Annotated in this window: 19 protein-coding genes and 1 tRNA gene; 13 read left to right on the top strand and 7 right to left on the bottom strand. The window is 48.8% G+C overall.

Features of this window, described 5'->3' with window-relative positions:
- Positions 1-4: 4 nt before the first annotated feature.
- Together LSE01S_RS02995 and LSE01S_RS02990 are read right to left on the bottom strand one after the other, a co-directional pair.
- Positions 5-1,192, bottom strand: coding sequence for a metal-dependent hydrolase family protein (locus LSE01S_RS02995; RefSeq protein ID WP_061776143.1), 1,188 nt, complete (start codon positions 1,190-1,192; stop codon positions 5-7).
- A gap of 53 nt (positions 1,193-1,245) precedes the next feature.
- Positions 1,246-2,850 (bottom strand): peptide ABC transporter substrate-binding protein, encoded by a 1,605-nt coding sequence (locus LSE01S_RS02990; protein WP_061776142.1) that lies wholly within the window; start codon positions 2,848-2,850, stop codon positions 1,246-1,248.
- Positions 2,851-3,431: 581 nt separating this feature from the next.
- On the opposite strand from LSE01S_RS02990, the gene LSE01S_RS02985 reads away from it, so the two are divergent.
- Positions 3,432-3,896: a VOC family protein gene (locus LSE01S_RS02985; protein ID WP_061776141.1), complete on the top strand. Its 465-nt coding sequence runs from the start codon at positions 3,432-3,434 to the stop codon at positions 3,894-3,896.
- A 50-nt stretch (positions 3,897-3,946) separates the two neighbouring features.
- Here the strand turns inward: LSE01S_RS02985 and LSE01S_RS02980 are convergent, their stop codons facing one another.
- The gene (locus tag LSE01S_RS02980; RefSeq protein WP_061776140.1) at positions 3,947-4,708 is read right to left on the bottom strand and encodes a MerR family transcriptional regulator; all 762 of its coding nucleotides are present in this window, start codon (positions 4,706-4,708) and stop codon (positions 3,947-3,949) included.
- Between the two features lie 254 nt (positions 4,709-4,962).
- Here LSE01S_RS02980 and LSE01S_RS02975 point away from each other — a divergent pair, with 254 nt between their 5' ends.
- From LSE01S_RS02975 to dnaB, 3 genes are all read left to right on the top strand, one after another.
- A complete protein-coding gene (locus LSE01S_RS02975; protein WP_082622322.1) occupies positions 4,963-6,978 on the top strand; it encodes a DHH family phosphoesterase in 2,016 nt (671 codons plus the stop codon).
- 68 nt (positions 6,979-7,046) lie between these two features.
- A complete protein-coding gene (gene rplI / locus LSE01S_RS02970; RefSeq protein ID WP_061776139.1) occupies positions 7,047-7,505 on the top strand; it encodes a 50S ribosomal protein L9 in 459 nt (152 codons plus the stop codon).
- A gap of 121 nt (positions 7,506-7,626) precedes the next feature.
- Positions 7,627-9,018: a replicative DNA helicase gene (gene dnaB, locus LSE01S_RS02965; RefSeq protein WP_061776138.1), complete on the top strand. Its 1,392-nt coding sequence runs from the start codon at positions 7,627-7,629 to the stop codon at positions 9,016-9,018.
- 625 nt (positions 9,019-9,643) lie between these two features.
- Here the strand turns inward: dnaB and LSE01S_RS02960 are convergent.
- A complete protein-coding gene (locus LSE01S_RS02960) occupies positions 9,644-10,171 on the bottom strand; it encodes a flavodoxin family protein (protein WP_061776137.1) in 528 nt (175 codons plus the stop codon).
- A 137-nt stretch (positions 10,172-10,308) separates the two neighbouring features.
- Here LSE01S_RS02960 and LSE01S_RS02955 point away from each other — a divergent pair, with 137 nt between their 5' ends.
- The 4 genes from LSE01S_RS02955 to LSE01S_RS02940 all read left to right on the top strand — a co-directional run bounded on the left by LSE01S_RS02955 (position 10,309) and on the right by LSE01S_RS02940 (position 14,414).
- Positions 10,309-11,484, top strand: a complete 1,176-nt coding sequence (locus tag LSE01S_RS02955; RefSeq protein WP_061776136.1) for an MFS transporter — start codon at positions 10,309-10,311, stop codon at positions 11,482-11,484.
- A gap of 71 nt (positions 11,485-11,555) precedes the next feature.
- Positions 11,556-11,837 (top strand): hypothetical protein, encoded by a 282-nt coding sequence (locus tag LSE01S_RS02950; protein WP_061776135.1) that lies wholly within the window; start codon positions 11,556-11,558, stop codon positions 11,835-11,837.
- Between the two features lie 450 nt (positions 11,838-12,287).
- The gene (locus LSE01S_RS02945; protein ID WP_061776134.1) at positions 12,288-13,898 is read left to right on the top strand and encodes a peptide ABC transporter substrate-binding protein; all 1,611 of its coding nucleotides are present in this window, start codon (positions 12,288-12,290) and stop codon (positions 13,896-13,898) included.
- Between the two features lie 279 nt (positions 13,899-14,177).
- Positions 14,178-14,414: a hypothetical protein gene (locus tag LSE01S_RS02940; protein WP_061776199.1), complete on the top strand. Its 237-nt coding sequence runs from the start codon at positions 14,178-14,180 to the stop codon at positions 14,412-14,414.
- A gap of 61 nt (positions 14,415-14,475) precedes the next feature.
- Here the strand turns inward: LSE01S_RS02940 and LSE01S_RS02935 are convergent, their stop codons facing one another.
- The 3 genes from LSE01S_RS02935 to LSE01S_RS02925 all read right to left on the bottom strand — a co-directional run bounded on the left by LSE01S_RS02935 (position 14,476) and on the right by LSE01S_RS02925 (position 16,549).
- Positions 14,476-15,477, bottom strand: coding sequence for a matrixin family metalloprotease (locus LSE01S_RS02935; RefSeq protein ID WP_082622321.1), 1,002 nt, complete (start codon positions 15,475-15,477; stop codon positions 14,476-14,478).
- Positions 15,478-15,632: 155 nt separating this feature from the next.
- Complete coding sequence (locus LSE01S_RS02930; protein ID WP_476738445.1) at positions 15,633-16,304, bottom strand: DUF6198 family protein; 672 nt, start codon at positions 16,302-16,304, stop codon at positions 15,633-15,635.
- 172 nt (positions 16,305-16,476) lie between these two features.
- Positions 16,477-16,549 (bottom strand) — tRNA-Lys (locus LSE01S_RS02925).
- 566 nt (positions 16,550-17,115) lie between these two features.
- On the opposite strand from LSE01S_RS02925, the gene yycF reads away from it, so the two are divergent.
- The 5 genes from yycF to LSE01S_RS02900 all read left to right on the top strand — a co-directional run bounded on the left by yycF (position 17,116) and on the right by LSE01S_RS02900 (position 22,837).
- Entirely contained in the window at positions 17,116-17,832 is a 717-nt protein-coding gene (yycF, locus tag LSE01S_RS02920) for a response regulator YycF (RefSeq protein ID WP_061776133.1), read from the top strand.
- 45 nt (positions 17,833-17,877) lie between these two features.
- Positions 17,878-19,734 (top strand): cell wall metabolism sensor histidine kinase WalK, encoded by a 1,857-nt coding sequence (gene walK, locus LSE01S_RS02915; protein WP_061776132.1) that lies wholly within the window; start codon positions 17,878-17,880, stop codon positions 19,732-19,734.
- On the top strand, positions 19,721-21,019 hold the full coding sequence (locus tag LSE01S_RS02910; protein ID WP_061776131.1) for a YycH family regulatory protein: 1,299 nt from the start codon (positions 19,721-19,723) through the stop codon (positions 21,017-21,019). Before walK ends, LSE01S_RS02910 begins: the two co-directional genes overlap by 14 nt.
- Positions 21,020-21,046: 27 nt before the next feature.
- A complete protein-coding gene (locus LSE01S_RS02905) occupies positions 21,047-21,904 on the top strand; it encodes a two-component system regulatory protein YycI (RefSeq protein WP_061776130.1) in 858 nt (285 codons plus the stop codon).
- Between the two features lie 111 nt (positions 21,905-22,015).
- Positions 22,016-22,837, top strand: a complete 822-nt coding sequence (locus tag LSE01S_RS02900; RefSeq protein ID WP_061776129.1) for an MBL fold metallo-hydrolase — start codon at positions 22,016-22,018, stop codon at positions 22,835-22,837.
- Positions 22,838-22,965 lie beyond the last annotated feature (128 nt).

The raw sequence follows: 22,965 nt of genomic DNA, 5'->3' as shown, positions 1-22,965 counted from the left end.
GTGATTAGCATTCCCGATGACCACCCATGAAGACCTGTTTGTCGGTCTGGGTGACGGCGACCGTGTCTGCTAGCGGATCGGCAGTGAGCACTTGAAAATCGGCAAATTTACCAATCTCCAGCGTGCCATATTCCGCGTCCACGCCCATCATCTTGGCGGAGTTGATACTGGAACATTGGTAGGCTTGTGCTGGGGTCATGCCTAGTTTGGTCAGGTAGCCAAATTCGTCAGGGGTGCGCTCGAAACCATTAAAAGGTGTGCCGGCGTCGGTGCCACAGGTGAATTTGACCCCGGCTATAAAGGCCTGCGTGAGGTTCTCAAAGGTGTCATCGAGGGCATCGGCGGCCTTTTTGACTTCCCAATCGGGTAGCACGCCCTGGCCCTGAATGGCCACGGCAGCTTCGGCAACGAGGGTGGGGGTGATGTACGTCCCCTGTTGGATCATCTGTTTTGCCTCTGCAGCAGTGGTGTAGAAGCCATGTTCAATCGTATCAACGCCAGCATCGAGGGCATTTTGAATGCCGGGATTCCCTTCCGCATGGGCCGCGATCACACGCCGCTTATGGTGAGCCTCTTCAACGGCCGTCCTCATTTCCGCCTCGGAAAACTGGGGATCTTCCATGAAGTCGTTCGGGGTCATGACGCCGCCTGTCGCCATGATCTTGATGCTTTCGGCACCGGCCTTAAAGGCCTGGCGGATGCGTTTACGCATCTCATCTGGAGAATCGACGAGGTAGGCAAAGCCTGGCATATCGCCATGGCCACCGGTCATTGAAAATGCACGGCCAGAGGTCATCATGTGGGGGGTATGGGGAAGTTGACCGGCACGTTGGAGTTGCTTGAGCTTGATATCAACGTCGAAGTCGGTTCCGCATTGACGAATGTAGGTGACGCCAGATCGGAGAAGGGTCCGTAGATTTCGGACGGCCATGACGGTCGCCACGGTTTCCGAGCGACCGAGGTTACCGGAGGCACTATCGGGGTCACTGGTAATGTGGGTGTGCACATTGAAGAAACCCGGCATGACATACTGACCAGCGAAGTCAACGGTTCGATCGGCCGCGGGCGGTGTTCCTTGACCGCGATCGACCAGCTTACCGGTCGGATCATCAACGACGAACCAGGCGTCTGCCTGATTTTGATCCAGGGCCCCATCAAAGAGCGTGAAATTTTTAAAAGTGGTTTGAGTCATAGACAATTCCTCCTATATAAAGCGATTAGGGTAACAGCTAATAGTAATCAGGCTTATTTCCAGTAGGCGTATTGATACTGAGCCTCTTTCAACAGGGAGTAGTGCAGGCCGCCCACCTGGTGACTGATTAACTTGGCTTCGGAAGGTTGGTAGACGGGGACATAACCCTTAATCTTCATCAGGTATTTGTCGGTGGCCATCAAACCGTTGTAGCGCGCCAGACCCGTCTTGGCGTTTGCCGTCGTGTAGAGCTGGTTGTATTTGGCGTCATTCCAGTGTGTGAAGTTGACGGAGTTGGATTTAGTGGCCAACCCCAAGTAATCGGCAGAATCGAGCCAGTTGGTTGACCAACCAATCAGGTTAATTTCGAAGTCACCGGCGAAGTCGCGCGCAACGTGTTGGGCATGGGGGAGTGAGGTCAAGTTAACGGTCAGACCCTTGAAGTTCTTCTCCATGACGGCTTGCATGTAGGTGCCAACGTGTTTATCTTCATCGGAATCGTCGGTTAAAACAGTCAGTGTAACCTTGGACTTCCCCTTTTCCTTCAGGTACTTGGCCCAGTATTGCTTGGCCTTTTGTACGTCAGTTGGCAACAGGTTACCGACCTCGCTGGCCATGTCTTGGCCGGTCTTAGGGTTGGTCTGGTCGCCGCGAGGAATGGCGCTCATCGCCGGCTTAGAGCCGTCTTGCAGGACATCGTTCGTAATGGTTTTCCGATTAATCACATAGGACACGGCCTGACGCAGGTTTTCGGAGTTGCTAGCCGATTTTTGGTGATTGAAGTAGAGTAATTGCATCCGACCTAACAGGTGGGTCTGCATATCCTTGCTATTGGCATTCGCCCGGATATATTGGCCAGTTACCGTAGTTTCTTGAACTTTACCGGCTTTGAACAGGTTGGCAGCGGTGCTGGAATCTTTGGTAACGGCCACATTAACACGATTAATCTTCACATTCTTGGCGTTCCAGTAGTAGGGATTCTTCACGTAGTGCCAAGCGTTATTACTACCTGTCCAACCGACCAACTTGTAGGGACCGTTGGCCATGGTTTTGTCGGCGTTGGTCCCGTATTTGGCGCCGTATTTCTTAACGGCGGCGGTGTTCAGTGGATAGTATTCAATGGCAACCAGGTCGTTAAAGTAAGGAACGGCCTTGGTCAATTGAAATTGGAGCTTGGTCTTGCTGAGGGCCTTGACGCCTATTTTCGAGGGATCCATCTGACTCTTTTGAATGGCGTCATAATTCTTAAACGCGGAAAGGACGCTGGCATATTGGGCCTTGGTCTTGGGGTTCACCATTCGCTGGAGCGAGGTGACAAAGTCTTGGGCCGTGACACGTTGGCCATTGGCCCATTTAGCATTCTTTTTTAGCGTGAAGGTGTAGGTTTTGCCGTGATTCGTGGGTTTAACCACCTTACGGGCAACCCCGGGCACGATCTTGTTGTGTTTGTCGTACTTATAGAGCCCCTCCATCGTTTGATAGATCAGGCTACCACTATTGGTATCGGTGGCCTTGTTGGGGTCAGTGGTGGCGGGTTCGTCGGCTAATGTGACATTCAGCGCCCGATTTTTGCTGGTATTGCCCGCGGCATTACCACAAGCACTGAGTGTGACGGCGATAATAAAAGCAATTGGAATCATAAATACTGAACGATGCATAAGAATAACCTCCTAGGGCAAACGATTAGAATTGTTGTGATAAACAAAAAGCGCCCCTACGGAATAAACTTCTCCGTAAGGGCGCGTATGCACGGTACCACCTTAACTTTTAACTTTGAACATGAACGGCGACACTCCTAGAGGCGAGATCTGACAGGCTAGGTCCTGCAGAGGGGGCCATTGGTCGCGATTCACTGCATTGATAACGGTTGCTACCGGTCGGGCTTACTATGACTTCAGCTGACAGTTCAGAAGGGAGTTCGCGTCGCTAGCCTTGACCCGCTTGCACTTAACCGGGCTCGCTAACAATGACCAGCGACGATACTAGTCTTCGTCATCACTTTTTCATTTTCTAATCGTTTGTTAATGATTGCTAGTTTAGCATGTAATTCCTGAAAGTCAAAGGTAAATTTGAAAAAGATGGGCTCAATTGATTGGTTACAGAGTATGTAGGAAAAATTTTTATTTTTGTTTTGAGCGGAATAAACAGTTTCTTAGCAATAACGATTGAGGGCATTTACTACCATTCGGTGATGTGGGTGGTTATACTGAGATTATCCAAATTGAGGAGATGGTTATTTATGCAATCCCGAATTATTCCTAGTTTTGCTTTTACAAATGCTAAAGAGGCGCTTGCCTATTATCAGCGAGTTTTCGGTGCGACCGATGTTTATCGCTTCAGCCCACAGCCGGAGCAGGCCAAACAATTTCATTTGCCAGAAGGCGCCGATCTCGAGGCGATGACCATGCATGGTGGTTTTACGGTGTTGGGCATGAGCTTCCAATGTGCCGACAGTTTTCGGGGACCGGTTAAGCCCTCAAATCAAGTTGATATTATTCTGGATATCGATGGTGATGACGCGACCAGTGTGGCCGCTGCCGAAGCCTTTTACGACAAACTGGCTGCTAGTGGCGAAGTGACCATCGACATGCCATTTGAAACGCAATTCTGGGGTGGCAAGATGGGCCATTTCACTGATAAGTATGGGATTTCTTGGATGCTGCACGTGATTCCTTGGAGCCAGATCAAAGATCCTACTAAATAATAATTAACAAATATTAACCCCCTAAGACTAGTCTCAGGGGGTTAAATGGTCTATTGGGCGTAGTGGTTGATGATCGCGACCAGTGTTTTGGCGGCATTAGGGTGGCCTACGCGGTCGTTGTAGTAGGCGGTAAATCGGGCGTCATCCAGATAGAGTTGGGCGAGACCCCGATGAGCCGCCGTTGAATAATTGTTCCACGTGAAACATAGCCAGTCACGGTGGGCTTGGTAGGCGGCCTTGGCCGCTGGACTGTCCAGATCACCAGTAGTTGTGACCTGTTTAAGTTGCGTGAAGAGTTGTTGCTCGGTTGCTTGCATGGCCTGGTAATCAGATTCACTCAAGCTGGCGTAGCGTTGTTGGCTCGCCGCAAAAGTAGTTTTGCCATAGCGTCGTCGGGACTCGGCACCATACTCACGGTCATTAGTAGCGATCTGATCGCGTTTAAAGGCGGCAAATTTTTCGGAATCGGACATTTGTGGACCTCCTTGCTGGGCCGCTAAGGTGCGGTCCAGGGTATTCAGCAGGGTGGTGAGGTGGTCGCGCTTGGCGGCCAGACGTCGGCGCTGATCGGTCAGTGCCGTCAGCTGGTTGGCGGGTGACTCAGCCAATAGGGCTTGAATGGCCTGTAGACTAAAACCAAAGGTTTGAAAGTACCGGATGAGTTGTAATCGATCCACAGCATCTGCGGCATACTCGCGGTAGCCATTGATCGGGTTGCGGTCGGCAATCAATAGGCCAATTTGATCATAGTAACGTAACGTGCGGGAACTGATGCCGGCCAGGTCCGCGAGCTGCTGAATATTGTAGGCCATCGCGGCCACCTCCAATCTTGCTGTAAACCTACTATAAAGGTTGTCGTGGCGTCAAGGTCAAGCCGCCAATTTAATTGTTAGAAAAGTTGTGGTAAGCCCGTCATTCCGGCTTGCAGCTTGGTAAAAGTTTGTGATTGACAGTGAATGTGATAAAATAAACCTATCATTTGTAACATTTTAGTCGGCAGATAATCTGTCCGATTATTAGATCGGTTAGAACAAACTTTTCCAGATGAATCAGATGAGGAGCAAGCATGAATAAATTATTTTCGCGAGCTAATGTGCCCGAGTTTTTACAGAACCGGCGCTTGAGGGGCATCGCCATTATGACGGCAGTTCTAGCGATTTTAGGGATTGTGCTTTCGTTCCTGCTTAATTGGATCTTCGGGATTGTGATTCTGGTCCTGGTAGGGATTGCGACCTTAGTCGCCTTCAATACCATGGCGGAAATCGGTGCCGATACGACACAGTATATCTCGGACTTGTCGTTTCGAATTCAGCAGGGGGAGCAAGAAGCCCTAATTCGGATGCCACCAGGTGTCATGATTCTGGGAGACAGCGACCAAATCGAGTGGGTAAACCCTTACCTACAAGACTTTTTTGGCGATACGGATATTCTGAACCGTGAGCTAGAGGAAGTTGATCCCGAGTTGGCCAAGCTGGTGGATGATGCTGAGCCCAAGACCATGACGACGGTGAAATGGCGGGATTACCGTTTTACACTGTACGTTCAGCCGGACTTTCACACCCTTTACCTCTATGACATCTCGCACTATGAGTTGATTCAGGAACAATATGATGATGAAAAGATTGCGATTGGTCAAGTGTTCTTGGATAACTATGATGAAGTCACTCAATCAATGACCGACCAAGACATTTCAAATTTGCGGAACTATGTGACCAATGAATTATCGGCCTGGGTTCAGCAGTTTGATATGTATCTTAAACAGTTGGACGATGATCATTACTTTATTTTGGCCTATGCGAAGTCGTTGACGGCAATCGAAACGGATAAATTCAAGATCTTGGATACCATTCGTGAGAGTACATCCAAGCAAAACTTTCCGTTGACGTTAAGTATCGGGATTGCGTATGGTGACGCTAATCTGAATAAGCTGGCCGATCAAGCCCAAAGTAATTTGGACCTGGCACTCGGCCGGGGTGGTGACCAAGTGGTCGTCAAGGCAGCTGATCAGGAAGCCCGCTATTATGGTGGGAAAACCAATCCCATGGAGAAACGGACGCGGGTCCGGGCCCGGATGATTTCCCAAGCCCTGCAAGAATTAATGAACGAGTCCGACCAGGTCTTTGTTCAGGGGCATTCGCAACCGGACATGGACTCATTAGGGGCTTGTTTAGGGATTCGGCGGATTGCCAAGATGAATAATAAGACCTGTTGGATTGTTCTCGACAAGGAAACCGTTCACTCGGATGTTCAACGGTTGTTGGATAATCTGAAGGACTATCCGGACATCGAGGCCGCCATCATTTCGCCTAAGGAAGCTTTGGAAAAAGCCAATGATCAGAGTATGTTGCTGATGGTTGACCATTCGAAGCCATCGATTTCCATTTCGGCTGACTTGTACCACCGCTTAGAGAACCGGGTCATGATCATTGACCATCACCGGCGGGGAGAAGAATTCCCTGAAAACCCACTGTTGGTTTACATCGAACCATACGCTAGCTCAACTTGTGAGTTGATTACCGAAATGTTTGAATATCAATCACAAGAAGCCGAACCGATTAATAAGCTGGAAGCTACAGCGATGTTGACGGGAATTTTCGTCGACACCAAGCACTTTTCGTTGCGGACCGGGACCCGGACCTTTGATGCGGCCAGTTACCTGCGGTCTGCCGGCGCCGATGCGGTTGAGCTGCAACAGTATATGAAAGAAAATGTGGATAATTATCTACAGCGCAATCATTTAATTGAAATGGTTGAGTTCGTTAATGAAGACATGGCCCTGATTACTGGGGAAGAAGATCAGACGTACGATCCCGTGACGGCTGCCCAGGCGGCCGATGACCTGTTGAATATGTCTGGTGTGGATGCTTCCTTTGTTGTCACGCGCCGGGCCGATGGTCGAGTGGGGATCTCCGCACGGTCACTCGGGGTTATTAACGTTCAATTGACCATGGAAGCCATGGGTGGTGGGGGCCACTTGTCCAACGCCGCGACCCAGATTCCGGACAAAACAGTTGCCGAGGTTAAGCAACAGCTGATCGACATTTTAAATCACACGCCACAGCCGGAGGCGGCTACGACGTAGTTAATTGCTTCTCATTAATTTGAGGGGTACCATAAATAATAGATGCAATAAGATGAGGAGTGACCAACGTGAAAGTTATTTTTACGAAAGACGTCCGTGGCAAGGGTAAGCGCGGCGAAATCAAGAACGTTCCTGATGGCTACGCCCAAAACTTTTTAATCAAGCGGGGCCTAGCTAAGGAAGCTAACGCGGCCGCTATGAGCCAATTAACGGCTGAAAAGAAAGCTGAAGATCGGCGCGAAGCCGAAGATTTGGCTGAAGCCAAGGCCTTACAAGCTCGATTAGAAGACGACAAGACGGTCGTTGAATTGGTCGCTAAGGCTGGGGAAGATGGTCGGTTATTCGGGTCAATTCCAAGTAAACAAATTGTTCAAGCATTGGCTAAGCAATTTGATTTGAAGATTGATAAACGCAAGGTAGAATTGCCAGAACCAATCCGTTCGCTTGGTTTTACCAACGTACCCGTTAAGCTGCACACCGACGTGACCGCTAAGATTCGGGTTCACGTTGCTGAAAAGCAACACTAACTTTTGATAGATGAGGGTCGTCGATTCTTGACGACCTTTTTTATTTTACGAGAACCCGCGTTACATGGTAAGATGAGGTCTAACAAAAACGCACGGTCTAGTGAAGGGGTAAATAGTCAGCATGGATAACAATGTATTAACCGATCACACACCACCACAGAACCTCGATGCCGAAAAGGCGGTCCTCGGGGCGATCTTTTTGAGTACCGATGCTTTGGTGGATGCGTTGGAATATCTGGAACCGGCGGACTTCTATCGGCGGGAACACCAGATTATTTACCAGGCCATGATTGACCTTAATGACCGGGATGAAGCCATTGACGTGGTAACCATCACCGATCGCTTAACAGCTAAAAATGAACTGGATGATGTCGGTGGCGTGACGTATATTGCCGAGTTGGCGGGTGCCGTCCCAACGGCGGCCAACGCGACTTACTACGCTAAAATTGTTCAGGAAAAAGCGATCTTGCGGCGGTTAATCCAAACCGCTACCAACATTGCGACACAGGGGTATCAACAGGATGAGGATGTCTCAGACCTGTTAGATAATGCCGAACGTGACATCATGAGTGTTGCCGAAACCCGGAACCAGTCCGGCTTTAAACCGATTCGTGATGTCTTAAATACCTCATTTGAAGAGATTAATAAGCTATCCGAGCAGGGCGACGTGATCACCGGGCTTTCGACGGGCTATGCCGAATTGGATAAGATGACCACCGGGCTGCATGACGATGAACTCATGATCCTAGCTGCTCGGCCTGCCGTGGGGAAGACGGCCTTTGCCCTAAACATTGCGCAAAATGTGGGGACCAAAACCGACAAGACGGTGGCCATCTTCAGTTTGGAAATGAGTGCGGAATCGCTGGTTAACCGGATGCTGTGTGCAGAAGGTTCCATTGATGCCAACCATTTGCGGACGGGGCAATTGTCGGAAGACGAATGGCAAAACTTGATTGTGGCGATGGGTAGCTTGGCTAAGGCCAGCATTTATATCGATGACACCGCCGGCAACAAGATTACCGAGATCCGAGCTAAGTGTCGCCGGTTAGCCAAGGAACGGGGCAACTTAGGGTTGATCGTGATTGATTATCTTCAACTGATTGAAGGGACCAATCATGAAAGTCGGCAACAAGAAGTTTCCGATATTTCGCGGCAATTGAAGAAGCTCGCCAAGGAGTTGCATGTGCCGGTCATCGCGTTGTCACAACTTTCTCGTGGCGTGGAACAACGTCAGGACAAGCGGCCAGTGTTGTCTGATATCCGTGAATCCGGGTCAATCGAACAAGATGCTGATATTGTTTCCTTCCTGTACCGGGATGACTATTACGAACGGGACGGCGAAGGTGACGATGGTGGTGGCGACAGCGATCCCCGTGATAGTGACGACCAGGATGTTGGGGAAGTTGAAGTCATTATTGAAAAGAACCGGTCGGGTCCTCGTGGAACGGTGAAGTTATTATTTGTTAAATCCTATAACAAATTTTCTTCTGTGGCCTATGTGCCCGATAAATAGTAAAAGTGCCAACGACTTATCGACGAGTTTAGTCCGATAAGTCGTTTTTGATTAGGACAATGATGGGGCGCAACCAATGAGTTTGACTTGAAATGACAGGATTAATAGTACTTATGTGTAAAATTCATATGGTGGTGTCAAAAAGTTCACACTTTCGTCATATTTTCCGATTAATATATGGATTATAGAAGTTAACCAATTGGGTGCTTCTACCAAAGATTAACAATCTTTTTTCATGTACTCCTCCTCCCCTGGAATAATGAAAAAATAGTTAACGTCATTCTTATAAATGACGTTATCCCTACTCCGATGACCATCGCTTTCCCCGAGCGGTGGTTTTTTTGTGTTCAGAGTTTTCCTAAAAGCGGTTAGCCACAACTGATTGCGTTCGGGAACTCGTCTCGGAAGCCACAGATGCCGGGGATCGTATCCAGGAGCGGTACTGGTTCTCAATGAGGGCTCCGGGGGGGTCCATTGCTAGTTAAAGCTTCAGCGCTCCTAAAGCATTGCACCATTTCTTTACACCCAGCTATGACAATAAATACGGAAAGCCACCGCCAGACCAGTATCCTTGGTCCGGTGGTGGCTTTATTTTTCAATGTTTCACATGAAACATTAGGGTTGATTAAGGATGTTTAAGGTCGGATCGCATGTGGGTAAACGCAGGGGGCAACTGTTCCATATTAGCCACATCATCGATACCATCGGCCGTGACGGTTAGAGTGCCCCGAAAGTCCATCTGTAGCCACTCACAAGAATTGCGCACGGCTTGGGTAATCCCCGTCGCCTTCACCTCGGGCTGATCAGCACCAACTATCAGTAGGTAGACCTGCTTCTTCGCAAAGGGGAAATCGGCCGAGTAGCTGTCGAACCAGCGGTCCATGAAGACCTTGAGCTGACCGGTCATGCCGTACCAGTAAACGGGTGTGCCTAGGACCAAGGTCTCACTGACGCGAACCTGGTCCATGAGGGTCTCAAAGTCATCACTTTGGTCGATCTGGGGGTCGTTGGTTTCTCGCTGGTCCTGTTCAAAGTTTAATCGGTAATCCGCGAGGTGAATCGTCGTATGGTCTAGGTCAGCAAGGAGTCGCCGACCGAGAGTGGCTGTATTTCCGTGTCGTCGTGGACTGCCGTTGATAAATAGCGTTGTCATAATGGTCTTCCTCCTTGGGGTTAGTTTAGAGAAAGCGGTCGCTTAAAGCAATTGAGGCGATTCCCGAAGAAGGCTGGTGAAACGGGGGAGGTCCGTGCTAGAATGAGGAATAAACGCAATTCTTAGGAGGAGGGTCTATGAAAGAAATCAAGCTGCGCTGGTTACTGCTGGGTGCGCTATTTAGTAGTATCGGAATGAGCTTTATTTGGCCGTTGACCACCATTTATATGCATGATCGACTAGGTGCATCATTGACTAGGGTTGGGGTGATTCTCCTGATGTATTCCCTGGCCAACGTGGTTGGAAGTATGTTGGGTGGCCGGTTGTTTGACCGGACGAATCCTTACTATTTGACGCTTGGTGGGGTTACCATTTCGCTGGTTACGTTGGCCGGCTTGATGATTAATCACGGCTGGCCACAATTTCCAATTGCCCTAGTCCTCCTGGGATTCGCTTCCGGATGGACGCTGACGATGGTCAACTCGCTAGGAACCACCATCCATAGTCGAGATGGGCGATACATATTTAATATGCTTTACTTTGCGCAAAACCTTGGGGTGGTTTTAGGAACCGCCATGGTCGGGTTTGTCTATAGTATCAGTGTCACCTTGCTGTTTGGCTTGGCCTTTAGCTTGTTTGTTATCTTCTTCGGTATTGTGATCGCCTATTATCGGGCGCCAGCGGTGATGCACCGTAAAGCCGTAGAGAAAACAACCGAACACGTTCATATCGCGGCCCCTAACCTGCGGATTATGTTTATCTTCTTTGCCTCGCTGGTAGTTATCTGGATTATGTATGAGCAATGGGTTTCCAACCTAGCTGTATATATGACTGGGATGGGCATTCCCATGAAGGAATACAGTTTACTGTGGACGTTAAACGCTGGGTTAATCGTAGTTTTCCAAGCTTGTCTAAATTGGCTGGCCCACTATTTCAAAAATGAATATGTTCTGGTTTATGCCGGGATTTTCTTTGTAGCAATGTCGTTTGTTACCCTGATATTTGCCAAAGACTATCTCCACTTTGTCCTAGCCATGACGATTTTGACCTTAGGTGAGGCGACAGCATTCCCAGCGATCCCATCGATCGTTAACACGTTGACGCCGGAGGTGGTAAAAGGGAAATATCAAGGCCTAGCCAATGCGTGGGGCGCGTTCGGTCGGGCGTTCGGTCCGCTAATCGGGGGGATCATCATTGACCACTCCTCTTATACCATCTTGTTCATTACGGCGGCGATTGCCATCCTCTTCATGCTGGTACTAACCTTCTTCACGGTCGTAGGCAACAAGCCCCATATCGAAAAGTATGAATAGGCAATCATAAATTTTGGTGTATAATAACACACAGGGAGTTATCAAGTTTTCAGGGAAATCAGGGGAAATACATGAAAAAATTGACTAGGGGAATCAACGGTCTGCTGGTTGGCCTGGTGGCAGGTGGGCTGTTCTTTATCCAACCGGTTCATCAGCGACCAACGGTAACCGACTCGGTGGTCCAGCCGACGTCCGGTCAGACGGCGGTTCAGCTGTCCGATGGGACTCACAAGGGTCACGTACAAATGAAAACGCAGAAGACGACTAGTCAGGCGGGGAAGACTGTCAGTCGTCAGACAACCACGGTTTCTAACGCCCAACATGCTAAACCGTGGCATGGCGTGAATAAATAAAAAGTTTTGAGCAATCCGACACGATTATTTAACAGAATATTCATAGCGGCTAACCTACAGCGACATGGGTTAGCCGCTTTTTTTAGTCTAATTCGCCCTCTATATACATAAAAATGAATATTTATAATGTTGTTGACATCTAAAATGAATTATGATAAATTTATAATCAATAATTACGACAAAGCGCAGAAGAGCCATTTTCAATTGTTAGGCCAGCGAGTTCGGGACGATGGAAGCCGAATCTAACGGAAAGTGGGACGCATCGGCGCGTCGTGACGGTGAAACGAGTAGCCGTCACTGGTCCGTGACCATTACCTCACGTGAGTCGGCTATGGTTGACTCCTAAGTAAAAAACAAGGTGGTACCGCGAGTCACTCGCCCTTGTCGATCAGAGATGATTGACGAGGATGGGTGACTTTTTAAATTGAGCAGAATAAAGGGGATTATAAAATGAAAAAATTTATCGGATTAGGATTTGGGCTATTAGCCGTTGCAGCGTTGGCCGGTTGTGGGTCCACCACAGCCAAGAGTAATGCGGACAAGGATTTGAACGTGACGATCGTGGGCAACCCAGCCACGGCCAATCCGGCCATCTCCGGCGACAGTAACAGTTCCAGCATGATTTCCCAGACGGCTGAGGGGCTGTATACGTTGGATAAGAATGGTAAGGTGGCTGCCGGAGTGGCCACTAAAGTGGTGAAGCCAACCAAGAACGGCACCGTCTATACCTTCAAGATTAAGAAGAATGCGAAGTGGCAAAATGGCGATCCCGTCACGGCCCAAGACTTCGTGACCTCCTTTGACTGGCAGGTTAATCCGAAGTCTAAGTCGCAGGTGGCTAACAAGCTTAAGTTTGTGAAGAACTATGATGATGTTCAAGCTGGGAAGAAACCCGCCTCAGCTTTAGGGGTGAAGGCCCTTAATAAATCAACGTTACAGATGACCTTGTCAAAGCCCCAACCATGGTTGGGCGACATTCTAGCCACCGCCGCTTATCCCATGAAGACCGATTTATTTGAAAAGTATGGGAGCAAGTATGGGACCTCTGCTGACAAGACCATGTCCGAAGGGGCCTACAAGTTGGTGGGCTGGAGTGGCTCATCCGACAACTGGTCTTACGTGAAGAACGACCAGTACTGGAATGCTAAGAACGTGAAGATTAAGAAGGTTAACGTTCAAGTTGTGAAAGATCCGGGGACCTCTTCCAGCTTGTTCAAGTCCGGCAAGGTTCAAGAGACCGTCCTTTCCGGTCAATATATCAAGCAAAATGCCGACAATCCGGAGTTGAAGGAGACCTTAGGGAGCTCCATGCGGTTCCTGGAATTTAACGACAAGAAGACCGTGACTCACAATACCAAGGTCCGGCAAGCCTTCTCCTACGTGGTTAATCGGCAGACCCTGACCAAGAACGTCTTACAAGACGGTTCAGCGGCCGCTAAGAGCCTCATTCCTTATGGGGACGGTAATGACCCAACTACCGGCAAAGACTTCTCTAAGGACGTAGGCAACCTCCTAAGCTACAATCCTAAGCAGGCCACGACTCTTTGGAACCAAGCTAAGAAGGAACTAGGTATCAAAAAAGCCAATTTGGAACTTCTGACGGCCGATACCGATGAACAGAAGCATGTGGCGCAATACCTGCAACAACAGGCACAAAAGTACATGCCAGGCCTGACCATAACCATTAAGTCCATGCCGTTGGCACAACAGATAGCTAAGGGGGCTTCTGGTGACTACGACATCGACCTCGACGGTTGGACGACCGACTGGCGGGACCCATCCGACTTCTTACAAATGGCTGATGGCAAGAGTTCAGTGAACTTCACCAAGTGGGATAATGCGCACTTCAGTAATCTGATGAAGCAGATTGATGATACCTCCAAGTACACCACGCAACAGCGGTGGGACATGCTGAAGGAAGCTGATACCTACGTGACGAAGCAAGCCGGCCTCGTACCACTATACCAACAAGCCAAGGCACACTTAGTGTCTAAGTCCGTTGGTGGGTTGAAATACACCATGATGAGCGATGCTCAATATAAGTATGCTTATTGGAAATAAGATTAAATAAATGACGACCGGTTGCCTTGGTGGCAAGCCGGTCGTTTTGCTGTCCAAGCGCACATGTTAATCCGGAAAACATATGATTAGTGTTGGTTTTTTCGAAAAACTAGTCCAGGGGCATAGTCTTTTAGGGGCGAGACATGTTACCATGACGTCATGGGGAACTTAGGGAAATCATGACCGACGTTGCGACTGATTCTGGGGCCCGTTAATTGGGGAATTGACGGTGGGCAAGACGTTGATCTGGTGATGGCATTGGAGACGGAGGGTTGTGTGATGAGCTTTCGTAAAATTTTTAGAGACCAAGTGAGTCAAACGATTGATTTGTTAGGAATTTATCTGTTTTTCTTAGTCCCCGTGTTTCTGGTAAAAGGGGCGATTGATTTCATCACGCAAGGCCAGTTGTTCTGGCGGAGTTACGGTCTATTATTCTTTGAGAGTGTCGGCGGGTTTATTGCGCTATTTGCGTTAATTGATCTGGTGGCGGCGTTTCGCCTCTGGCGCTCACGGTAAGATAGTCGGCCATACATAGTGAAAGCGACCGATCAGGATGTCCTGGTCGGCCGCTTTTTAGTTAATGCAACATGTCTTCAGTATAGATGCCGTGGTCGGAAACGTGTTCGAAGAGTTCGTTTCCGTTCGAGGTGTGGGTGTCGATGAACATGCCTTGGCCGTCGTTAATCACGTAGTACTGACCACTGGGATGTTTGGCCAGCATGACGACGACGTCTTCACCGGGATGCAACACCTCGCTGTTGGCGACGGCCATTTGAGGCGTGCCACCCTGGGTGAAGGTCATCGTTTGGTGCTTGGTTCCCTTAAAGCGGTCACTAACCTTGATGGTCTGGGTGGTGTAGTAGTTCTGTGGGGCGGTATGGTGGGCCACACTTTGGGTAATGGTTCCCTCAACGATCGTGCCCGCATCGTGTTTAAGTTGCTCGACGCCATAAATGTTATTGGAGTAGTCGTGAATGTGGTCAACGGTAAGCATTGGTTTGGCGGCACTGGCCAGGGTCGCCCGGGTGGCAGCGGGGGTGCTGTAGACCTTCTTGGCACCTTTGATGTCGCAGCTACGCAGGGCATAGCGCCGGTTGGCCGGGTTCATGACGCTGACTGAGCCGGCATTATTGTGGCTTAGGCCTAACGCATGACCCATTTCATGAATGGCAACGTTGGTACGTTGTTTTTTATTATATTGGTATTTCTTCAGGATGGCACGGTTCAGGTACATGCCCGCGCCGGTCTGATTACCCCGACTGTCGAAGCCCTTGCCGTTATACGCCATCCCGGTGGCGTTGGTCCAAACCCCGGTGGTCCGGCTCACGGTCGTTGCGTATGACCGGGACTTTTTATTCTTGGTCGTCGACCATTTGAAGGCCTTTGACTTATTCCAAGCCTTCCGGGAGTTATGCCAAATGGTACGGTAATATTTGCTGGTAGATTTTGTATAGTACGACGCCTGCTTCTGGGCATAGCGGTACTTGTTGACGGGGGCGGGGTTCTTGGTCGCCGCACCGGCAGAAACGCCGCTCAGGAGCACGAGACAGCAGGTAAATAGGGTAATGGTCTTCTTCATCGACACCGATCCTCTCTGATGGGGATGGACCATTCGATAAATGACTTTTCGGCAAAATAGTCCAATCCACGTATTAAATTCAGATTAGTCTTCTTAGTAGTTATTGTCCAGATGGAGACAAAAAAGCCATCAACCGTGGGGCTGATGGCTTAGCGCTAATGAGAGGCGCGAAAATTATGATACAGGTGGGGCATGATGTGCTTATCCGAGGCGGCGATGATGAATCCGTTGAACAGGATGGAATACAGCGTCCCCACGTTAACTGAGTAGATTTGATGAGTGGCCGCGTAACAGACAGCGATCATGATGATGGGCGGAATGAAGTCCACGAACTGTGATGCCGTAGCCCGACCACCGAGGTACATGAATCGCAGGATATTCGAGGTGTCATCGTTGGGATGCATGATGAGGTTGGCCCGTTGATAGATGGAGATGGAGCAGGCAAAGATGGTTACCCCAAGGATACTGAGGACCATCCGCCACACGAGCGGCAAGGTGGGGATGCCCCACTTGGTGAAGACCCCGACGAATAGGTCGATGAAGTAGCTGAAACATGAGATGAAGGCTACTTCTCCAATAAATCGGGGGAGATCAACCTTGCGGATAAGGATTTGATTCAATAGGGCACTGAGCACCCCAACAATCAGGAGAATGACCCCAACGTTGCCGTGAATCCAATAGGCGATGTTCACGGCCGCGGCGGTCCAAATCCCGCTACCAGCGTTGGCCGCAACGCTGAGAGCGTTTCCAAAAGCATTTAGCAAAAGTCCGATGATGAGGGCCACAATCCGGTACGACATGTGATTCTTCTGGTGCTTTGTTTCCATAACACGTCACCTCTGCAAGTTTCCGTTGCGGGTTTGGTTATCGATGACGGTTGTCGGCGATACGAATTGGCGGACCGTGAATAGATATTAGCTCGACGGATATTTATTCTTTAGTTATACAAAAAAATCAGCAACCACGAAGTTAGCTTCGTGAAAGCTGATTAGTAAGTGATGGGCAGTCAGGGGATCGAACCCTGGACCCACGGATTAAGAGTCCGTTGCTCTGCCAGCTGAGCTAACTGCCCATATCGGTTGTGTTGTATGTCTTCCATATCAACGAGAACTATCATATCATGCAGATTTGGGGGGCGCAACCCTTTTTTGAAAAAAAGTTGTTTTTTATTCAAAAAAATTGATATTTTTGAAAATGCCGGCCTGAAAAGGCCCTGTAAATTAGGAAAATGGACGCCGGAGAGCATTAATTTATTTTTAATCGGTTGCTAGAGAAAAAACAAATTGGGCCAAACTGTCTATTAGTTGCCAAATATTTCCCGGGAAATAGATCGTTAACTGAACCTTAAAGCCCAGAACGGACGGGCCTGAAAGATAGGTCATGATGTGTTATAATTCAGATAGCGTTGTTTGCTCGTTTGCGGAACTATCTCGCAACGTTCAACGCCACTTTTAAAAAAATCGCGGGCCGACGGTTTTTGTCGGTCCCTTAATTCTTGACTTTAAACGATGAAATCAAATGAATTTAATGTTAGTGACCCCGCTGTCGATGGTAATGTGACATCCAGCGGCCGGTCTGCCGGTAATCCTGCAATTACCGGATTAGCCTGTGTCTTTCCTTAAGGAGGAAATTTTTATTATGCCTAAAAAAATTCTGGTTGTTGATGACGAAAAGCCGATCACGGATATTATGAAGTTTAATTTGGAAAAAGAAGGCTACGAAATTAGCGTGGCTTACGACGGTGAAGCCGCCATTCAACAGGTTGAAGAAGATGCCCCTGACTTAGTGATTCTTGACTTAATGCTTCCTAAGGTTGATGGACTGGAAGTTGCTCGTGAGATTCGTAAGAAGCATGATATGCCTATCATCATGGTTACGGCGAAGGATTCCGAGTTAGACAAGGTCTTGGGACTGGAACTGGGGGCCGATGATTACGTGACCAAGCCATTCTCCAACCGGGAATTGGTTGCACGGGTCAAGGCCAACCTGCGGCGGCAAAATACCGCGGCCCATGCTCAGCCAGAGGAGCCAGAAAACCAAGATATTGAAATTGGCGACCTAACCATTCATCCGGAGGCGTACTCTGTCTCTAAGCGCGGGGCCAACATTGAGTTGACGCACCGTGAGTTTGAATTGCTACATTATCTGGCACAACATATTGGTCAGGTTATGACGCGTGAACACTTGTTACAGACCGTTTGGGGCTACGACTACTTTGGTGATGTCCGGACCGTCGATGTAACTGTGCGGCGTCTACGGGAAAAGATTGAAGACAGTCCTAGCCATCCAACTTGGTTGGTAACGCGGCGTGGGGTCGGGTACTACTTACGTAACCCAGACTCTGACCAAGCTTAAAGCTAGCGGTAACGCTAAATCTCGCATTGAGGAGCATGTGACCTCGTGAATAGTAAAATTAAATTCTTCCAGTCGATACATTTTAAAATCGCGCTGGTGTTCGCGCTCCTTCTGTTATTGACATTGGAGATTGTTGGCGCGGTCTTTGTGCGGCAACTCGAGCGCCAAAACCTCAACACCTTTAAGGCGCAGCAAACAGTGCAGACCTATATCGTCAATCGTTTCTCAACCGAGCTGTCTTCCACGAAGACAACTAAGGCTGATAAACAGATTAAATCGACGCTCTCAGAGATTAACAATACAAACAATGCGCAGATTCGCATCATCGACAACAAGGGTACTATCCGGGGAACCAATGAGGCCGACAACCAAGGGATTGTTGGCCAAAAAACAACGGATAACAACATTAAGAATGCTATCTACAACAATCGTGATGTGGTCCGCACGACCTATAATTCACAAAATAATAGCCGGTACTATACCACCATTACGCGGCTGATTCGTACTCAGGGCAACAATAGCGAATTAGTCGGGGTTATTTACATGCGGTCTAGTTTGGACTCGGTCTATCAAAATATTAATCAGATCACGCTAATCTACGTCTCGGCTACCTTGGTCGCGATTATTTTAGGTTTGGTCATGGCGATTATTATTTCCCGGGCAATTACGCGGCCAATTGATGAAATGAAGAAACAAACGTTGCGGATTGCCCGCGGAGACTACTCTGGCCACGTTCATGTTTACGGGAATGATGAGCTGGGGCAGTTAGCGAGTGCCGTTAATAACCTGTCAGTCCGGGTGGAAGAAGCTCAAGAGTCCACCGAATCTGAACGACGGCGGCTGGATTCCGTCATGGCACACATGACCGACGGGGTTCTCGCGACCGATCGGCGGGGAAATCTGACGATCATTAATGAAACGGCTAGCAGCTTCCTGGATACCGATCCAGACGAGGCCGTTGGTAAGTCGATCCTGGATCTCTTGGAGATCCGTGATGACTACACGCTTAGAGAACTCCTAGAAGCACCAGATAATCTGGTGCTGGACTTCTCGACGAAGGAACACGACCTGATCTTGCAAGCCTACTTCTCCTTGATTCAACGGGAATCTGGTTTTATTTCAGGATTGGTCTGTGTGCTACATGATGTCACCGAACAACAAAAGATTGACCAGGACCGCCGGCAATTCGTTTCCAATGTTTCGCATGAATTGCGGACGCCATTGACCAGTGTTCGGGCTTACATTGAATCGCTTTCCGAAGGAGCCTGGAAGGATCCTGAGGTTGCACCGCGTTTCTTGAAGGTTACTCAGGAAGAAACCGATCGGATGATCCGGATGATTAACGACCTGTTAACCTTGTCACGGATGGATTCTGGGACGCAAAAACTTGAATTAGAAATGGTTAATTTAAACGAGCTATTTAACTATGTATTGGACCGGTTCGATATGATGTTGAAACAAGATGACCGGCCTGAGAAGACCTATACTATCAAGCGCGACTTTACCAAGCGGGATCTATGGGTTGAAATTGACACGGATCGATTCACACAAGTGTTGGATAATTTGATGAATAACGCCATCAAGTACTCACCGGATGGTGGGGTTGTGACCTGCCGCCTTCTTGAGACCCATAATAACGTGATTCTTAGCGTCTCTGACCAAGGGTTGGGGATTCCGCGAGCAGATATTCCACGGATCTTCGATCGGTTCTATCGGGTTGATAAGGCCCGTTCACGGGCCCAAGGTGGGACTGGGCTAGGCCTCGCTATTTCTCGCGAAGTTGTCCAAATGTTGGGCGGCCGAATTTGGGTTGATAGCCGTGAGGGTCGCGGATCGACCTTCTACATTGCTTTGCCATATAAACCATACGATGAGGAGGATATTTGGGATGAAACTAACTAAAATCCTCTTGCCTCTAGGCTTAACGGTGGCGGTTGGTGTCAGTGTGGTTCTGTCCGGAATTATTTGGACGAACCCCGCGCAGTATGAACGGAACCGTCAGCGGAGTTCGAATACACCGACCAATGAGTTGAATGCCCGGCCAGCCAAGGATGTCTATCTACCGACGCAGGTGATTTATACTGCCGAGGATGGGAAACAAGAGTTGCTGAATAACCGAAAGGTCAATCTGACGACGGAAATTCGGCAGGCATTGTCCAAATGGCAGTTGGGTCGGGTGACCAAGGTACGAGTGAAGGATCGAGCAGACTATAACCAATATTTGCAGCGGAAGAATAGTCTGTTACTTTCGTATGCCGCACCAATTAACGTTAATATGTTTAATACGGTGTTTAGTACCAAGCTGAATCGTAAGAACGTTGAGTTTTCACGGATTGTGGTGTCCTTGAACGACCGTGATCACCTGTACTTACTGGATGATGTAGGTAAGGATGTCTATCGCGTCCAGGTTAAGAAGGCCTACGTGGCTTCGTTGAAGAAGATTCTGAAGGAAAATCTGTTGCGAGTTAACGTCAAGATGGGCTGGCTGAACAAATCCGCGATGGCTTATGTTTCCAATAATGTGACAGTTCAGTCATATAGTTATTTGGTTAACCAACAATCAACCGACTACTTTACCACGCGACTCCTCAATAAAGGGGAATCCACCAATGTTTCGGCTAAGAAGACCAAGGACAGCACCGTCTACAGCGATGGGGCTTCCCGCCAGCTGGCCATTTACACGAAGAGTGGTACCGCGTTGTACGAGGACTATAGTGCCTTACAGGCGTCGTTAAACTTTAGTCAGGCGCTGTCGACCAGTTATAAGGCGGTAAAGGCCATTGGAATTCCAATGGAAAACTTGCGCTATTATGGTTACGACAATGGTAAGTCGACGGTGACCTACCGGAGTTTCGTTGAAGGGTTCCCAATCTTCAACCAGAGTAACTATGGGGCCGCGCGAATCCAGATGCTCTCGCAAGGGGTTCGGCGGTATAATTTCTCACTCTATAGTTTGCAAGTGCCGGTGCCCACGGATCGTAAGTCGGTTTCGTTGCCTAGCACACAACGGGTGATTGACCGGCTGGTTGCGGCCGGTTATAGTAAAAAGCAGATGGCCAGTCTTCAGTTGGGGTATCAATGGAAGGCTTCGGCATCATCGGATAAGGTCGTTAACCTGACACCAACCTGGTACGTTTATTACAACGGTGCTTGGAAGACCTACACGCAGTTGCTTCAGCAACAATAACGCGGAATAAAGGAGGGCGGTCCGGCCATGGATTTTCGCCGCATTGAATGGTTATTTTTAGTTGCGTTCATTGTCATTGATATTTTCCTGTTCGTTGCCTTTCAACGAGACACGACGGGCCAGACCGACACCACCTCCAGCCGTTCCACGGATAGTGATACGACGATTATTAAGGAAATGCGTGCCGATAACATTAGCTTCAAGTCGCCCTCGAAGAGTAGTGGCAATGGCTACTACATTTCAACGAGCAATGACAGTAGCTTAAAGACCAACTTAACTTCACTGAGTGATCAAACGGTTCGCTATGAATCCGATGGCATTATCTCTGCGACCTTCAAGACCGCGATTAGTGGTGTTGATACCAAGCATCCCGACAAGACGTTGGACACCGTGGTTAACAACGGTTCCTTGATCCTTAATGGGGGCGAGTACCTGTACAACCGGCAGCTCTCTAGTCAAAACACAGTGGTTTATACCCAGCGGGTGGCGGACGGCCAGATTTATTCGCGACATGGTGAGATTCGGTTTAGCCTCACCAATGATGGCTCGGTAACTGGCTATAAACAAGGGTTCCTGAACAATGTGTCAACCTTACGGGAAAAGACGGAAACTATTTCCGAACGGAAGGCGCTCATCTGGCTGTATCAATACAACCAGATCCCGAATAACACTAAGGTGGTGTGGACCAAGTTGGCTTACACCCGCTACTTCACTTTGAAGAATAGCAGCGTGTACATTCCAACCTGGGTCATTGCTGTGAAAGCCAATAGTGGCACCAATGCTGGCGTCTTACAATTGAAGCACGTCAACGCCTTCACCGGGGCGATCCTAACGACAGATAGTAGTGTGAAGTCGGTTAGTGGGACCGAAACGGCGACGGAATAAAGAATGATGACGAGGACGGGCAGAACCGTCCTTTTTATTTGGATGTTAATATTCGTTACAACGACCGTAAAATGCGGTATTATTACGGTATTGAATTTAAGGAGAGGTCAGATGGATTTGCGGACAGAAACAGCAGATGACTTGCGGATTAGCGTGTTATCTAGTGGTAGTACAGGTAACGTATGCTACATTGAAAGCCCAAACGAGAAGATCATGATTGATGCCGGTTTGAGTGGCAAAAAGATTGAAAAATTGATGGGAAATATCAACCGCAGTATGGAGGACGTCAACGCCCTCTTGGTCACGCATGAACATTCCGACCACCGGCAGGCCGTGGGGATCTTGGCCCGACGCTACGAACAGTTGAATGTGTTTGCCAATCAAGGGACCTGGGATGCCATGGACTCAAAGATTGGGAAGGTTGACTTGGCTCAGAAACACCTATTTGCCCCCGACACTGTTCAAACCTTTGGGGATATTGATGTTGAAAGTTTCTCCGTGTCACATGATGCGGCGGAACCGCAATTTTATGCCGTTCATTATCACGGGAAAACCTTCGTTATCCTCACCGATACTGGGTACGTCTCAGAGCATATTGAGGGCGTCATAGCGAACGCTGACGCTTACCTCTTGGAATGCAACCATGACGTGGAAATGTTGCGGATGGGCGAGTATTCTTGGCCTCTGAAGCAACGGATCCTGGGTGACAAGGGCCATTTGTCCAATGAAGAAGGGGCTGATGCCCTGATGGACGTCTTGGGTAACCGGACCAAGAAGATTTATCTTGGTCACCGGAGTCTGCACAACAATATGCAGTCGCTCTGTCACTTAACCGTGGCCTCAATGATGGAAAACCGAGACTTTGGTGTTGGTCATGATTTCCAGTTGATCGATACGAATCCAGAGGAAGCAACACCGCTTGTGGCTTTATAAGAAACGGTAAACTTTAGGTGTTTTGCATGAATTTATCAAAAAAAATTCACACTCCATCGGTATGATTGGGGTAATTAATCAGAATGGTTGGCGGATTGTCTGTTCCCAGCCATAAATGAGGAGGGTTA

Origin of the sequence: Levilactobacillus senmaizukei DSM 21775 = NBRC 103853, from assembly GCF_001592085.1 — a bacterium.
GTDB lineage: Bacteria > Bacillota > Bacilli > Lactobacillales > Lactobacillaceae > Levilactobacillus > Levilactobacillus senmaizukei.
This window is presented reverse-complemented; position numbering and strand designations above follow the sequence as displayed.

Excerpts from the sequence above, each read along its gene's own strand:
- dnaB (WP_061776138.1), top strand. The coding sequence starts at position 7,627 with ATGGATAACAATGTATTAACCGATCACACACCACCACAGAACCTCGAT.
- LSE01S_RS02935 (WP_082622321.1), bottom strand. The coding sequence starts at position 15,477 with ATGAAGAAGACCATTACCCTATTTACCTGCTGTCTCGTGCTCCTGAGC.
- LSE01S_RS02910 (WP_061776131.1), top strand. The coding sequence starts at position 19,721 with ATGAAACTAACTAAAATCCTCTTGCCTCTAGGCTTAACGGTGGCGGTT.
- yycF (WP_061776133.1), top strand. The coding sequence starts at position 17,116 with ATGCCTAAAAAAATTCTGGTTGTTGATGACGAAAAGCCGATCACGGAT.
- LSE01S_RS02980 (WP_061776140.1), bottom strand. The coding sequence starts at position 4,708 with ATGGCCTACAATATTCAGCAGCTCGCGGACCTGGCCGGCATCAGTTCC.
- LSE01S_RS02945 (WP_061776134.1), top strand. The coding sequence starts at position 12,288 with ATGAAAAAATTTATCGGATTAGGATTTGGGCTATTAGCCGTTGCAGCG.
- LSE01S_RS02905 (WP_061776130.1), top strand. The coding sequence starts at position 21,047 with ATGGATTTTCGCCGCATTGAATGGTTATTTTTAGTTGCGTTCATTGTC.
- LSE01S_RS02960 (WP_061776137.1), bottom strand. The coding sequence starts at position 10,171 with ATGACAACGCTATTTATCAACGGCAGTCCACGACGACACGGAAATACA.
- LSE01S_RS02955 (WP_061776136.1), top strand. The coding sequence starts at position 10,309 with ATGAAAGAAATCAAGCTGCGCTGGTTACTGCTGGGTGCGCTATTTAGT.
- LSE01S_RS02990 (WP_061776142.1), bottom strand. The coding sequence starts at position 2,850 with ATGCATCGTTCAGTATTTATGATTCCAATTGCTTTTATTATCGCCGTC.
- LSE01S_RS02930 (WP_476738445.1), bottom strand. The coding sequence starts at position 16,304 with ATGGAAACAAAGCACCAGAAGAATCACATGTCGTACCGGATTGTGGCC.
- LSE01S_RS02940 (WP_061776199.1), top strand. The coding sequence starts at position 14,178 with ATGAGCTTTCGTAAAATTTTTAGAGACCAAGTGAGTCAAACGATTGAT.
- LSE01S_RS02900 (WP_061776129.1), top strand. The coding sequence starts at position 22,016 with ATGGATTTGCGGACAGAAACAGCAGATGACTTGCGGATTAGCGTGTTA.
- LSE01S_RS02975 (WP_082622322.1), top strand. The coding sequence starts at position 4,963 with ATGAATAAATTATTTTCGCGAGCTAATGTGCCCGAGTTTTTACAGAAC.
- LSE01S_RS02985 (WP_061776141.1), top strand. The coding sequence starts at position 3,432 with ATGCAATCCCGAATTATTCCTAGTTTTGCTTTTACAAATGCTAAAGAG.
- LSE01S_RS02950 (WP_061776135.1), top strand. The coding sequence starts at position 11,556 with ATGAAAAAATTGACTAGGGGAATCAACGGTCTGCTGGTTGGCCTGGTG.
- LSE01S_RS02995 (WP_061776143.1), bottom strand. The coding sequence starts at position 1,192 with ATGACTCAAACCACTTTTAAAAATTTCACGCTCTTTGATGGGGCCCTG.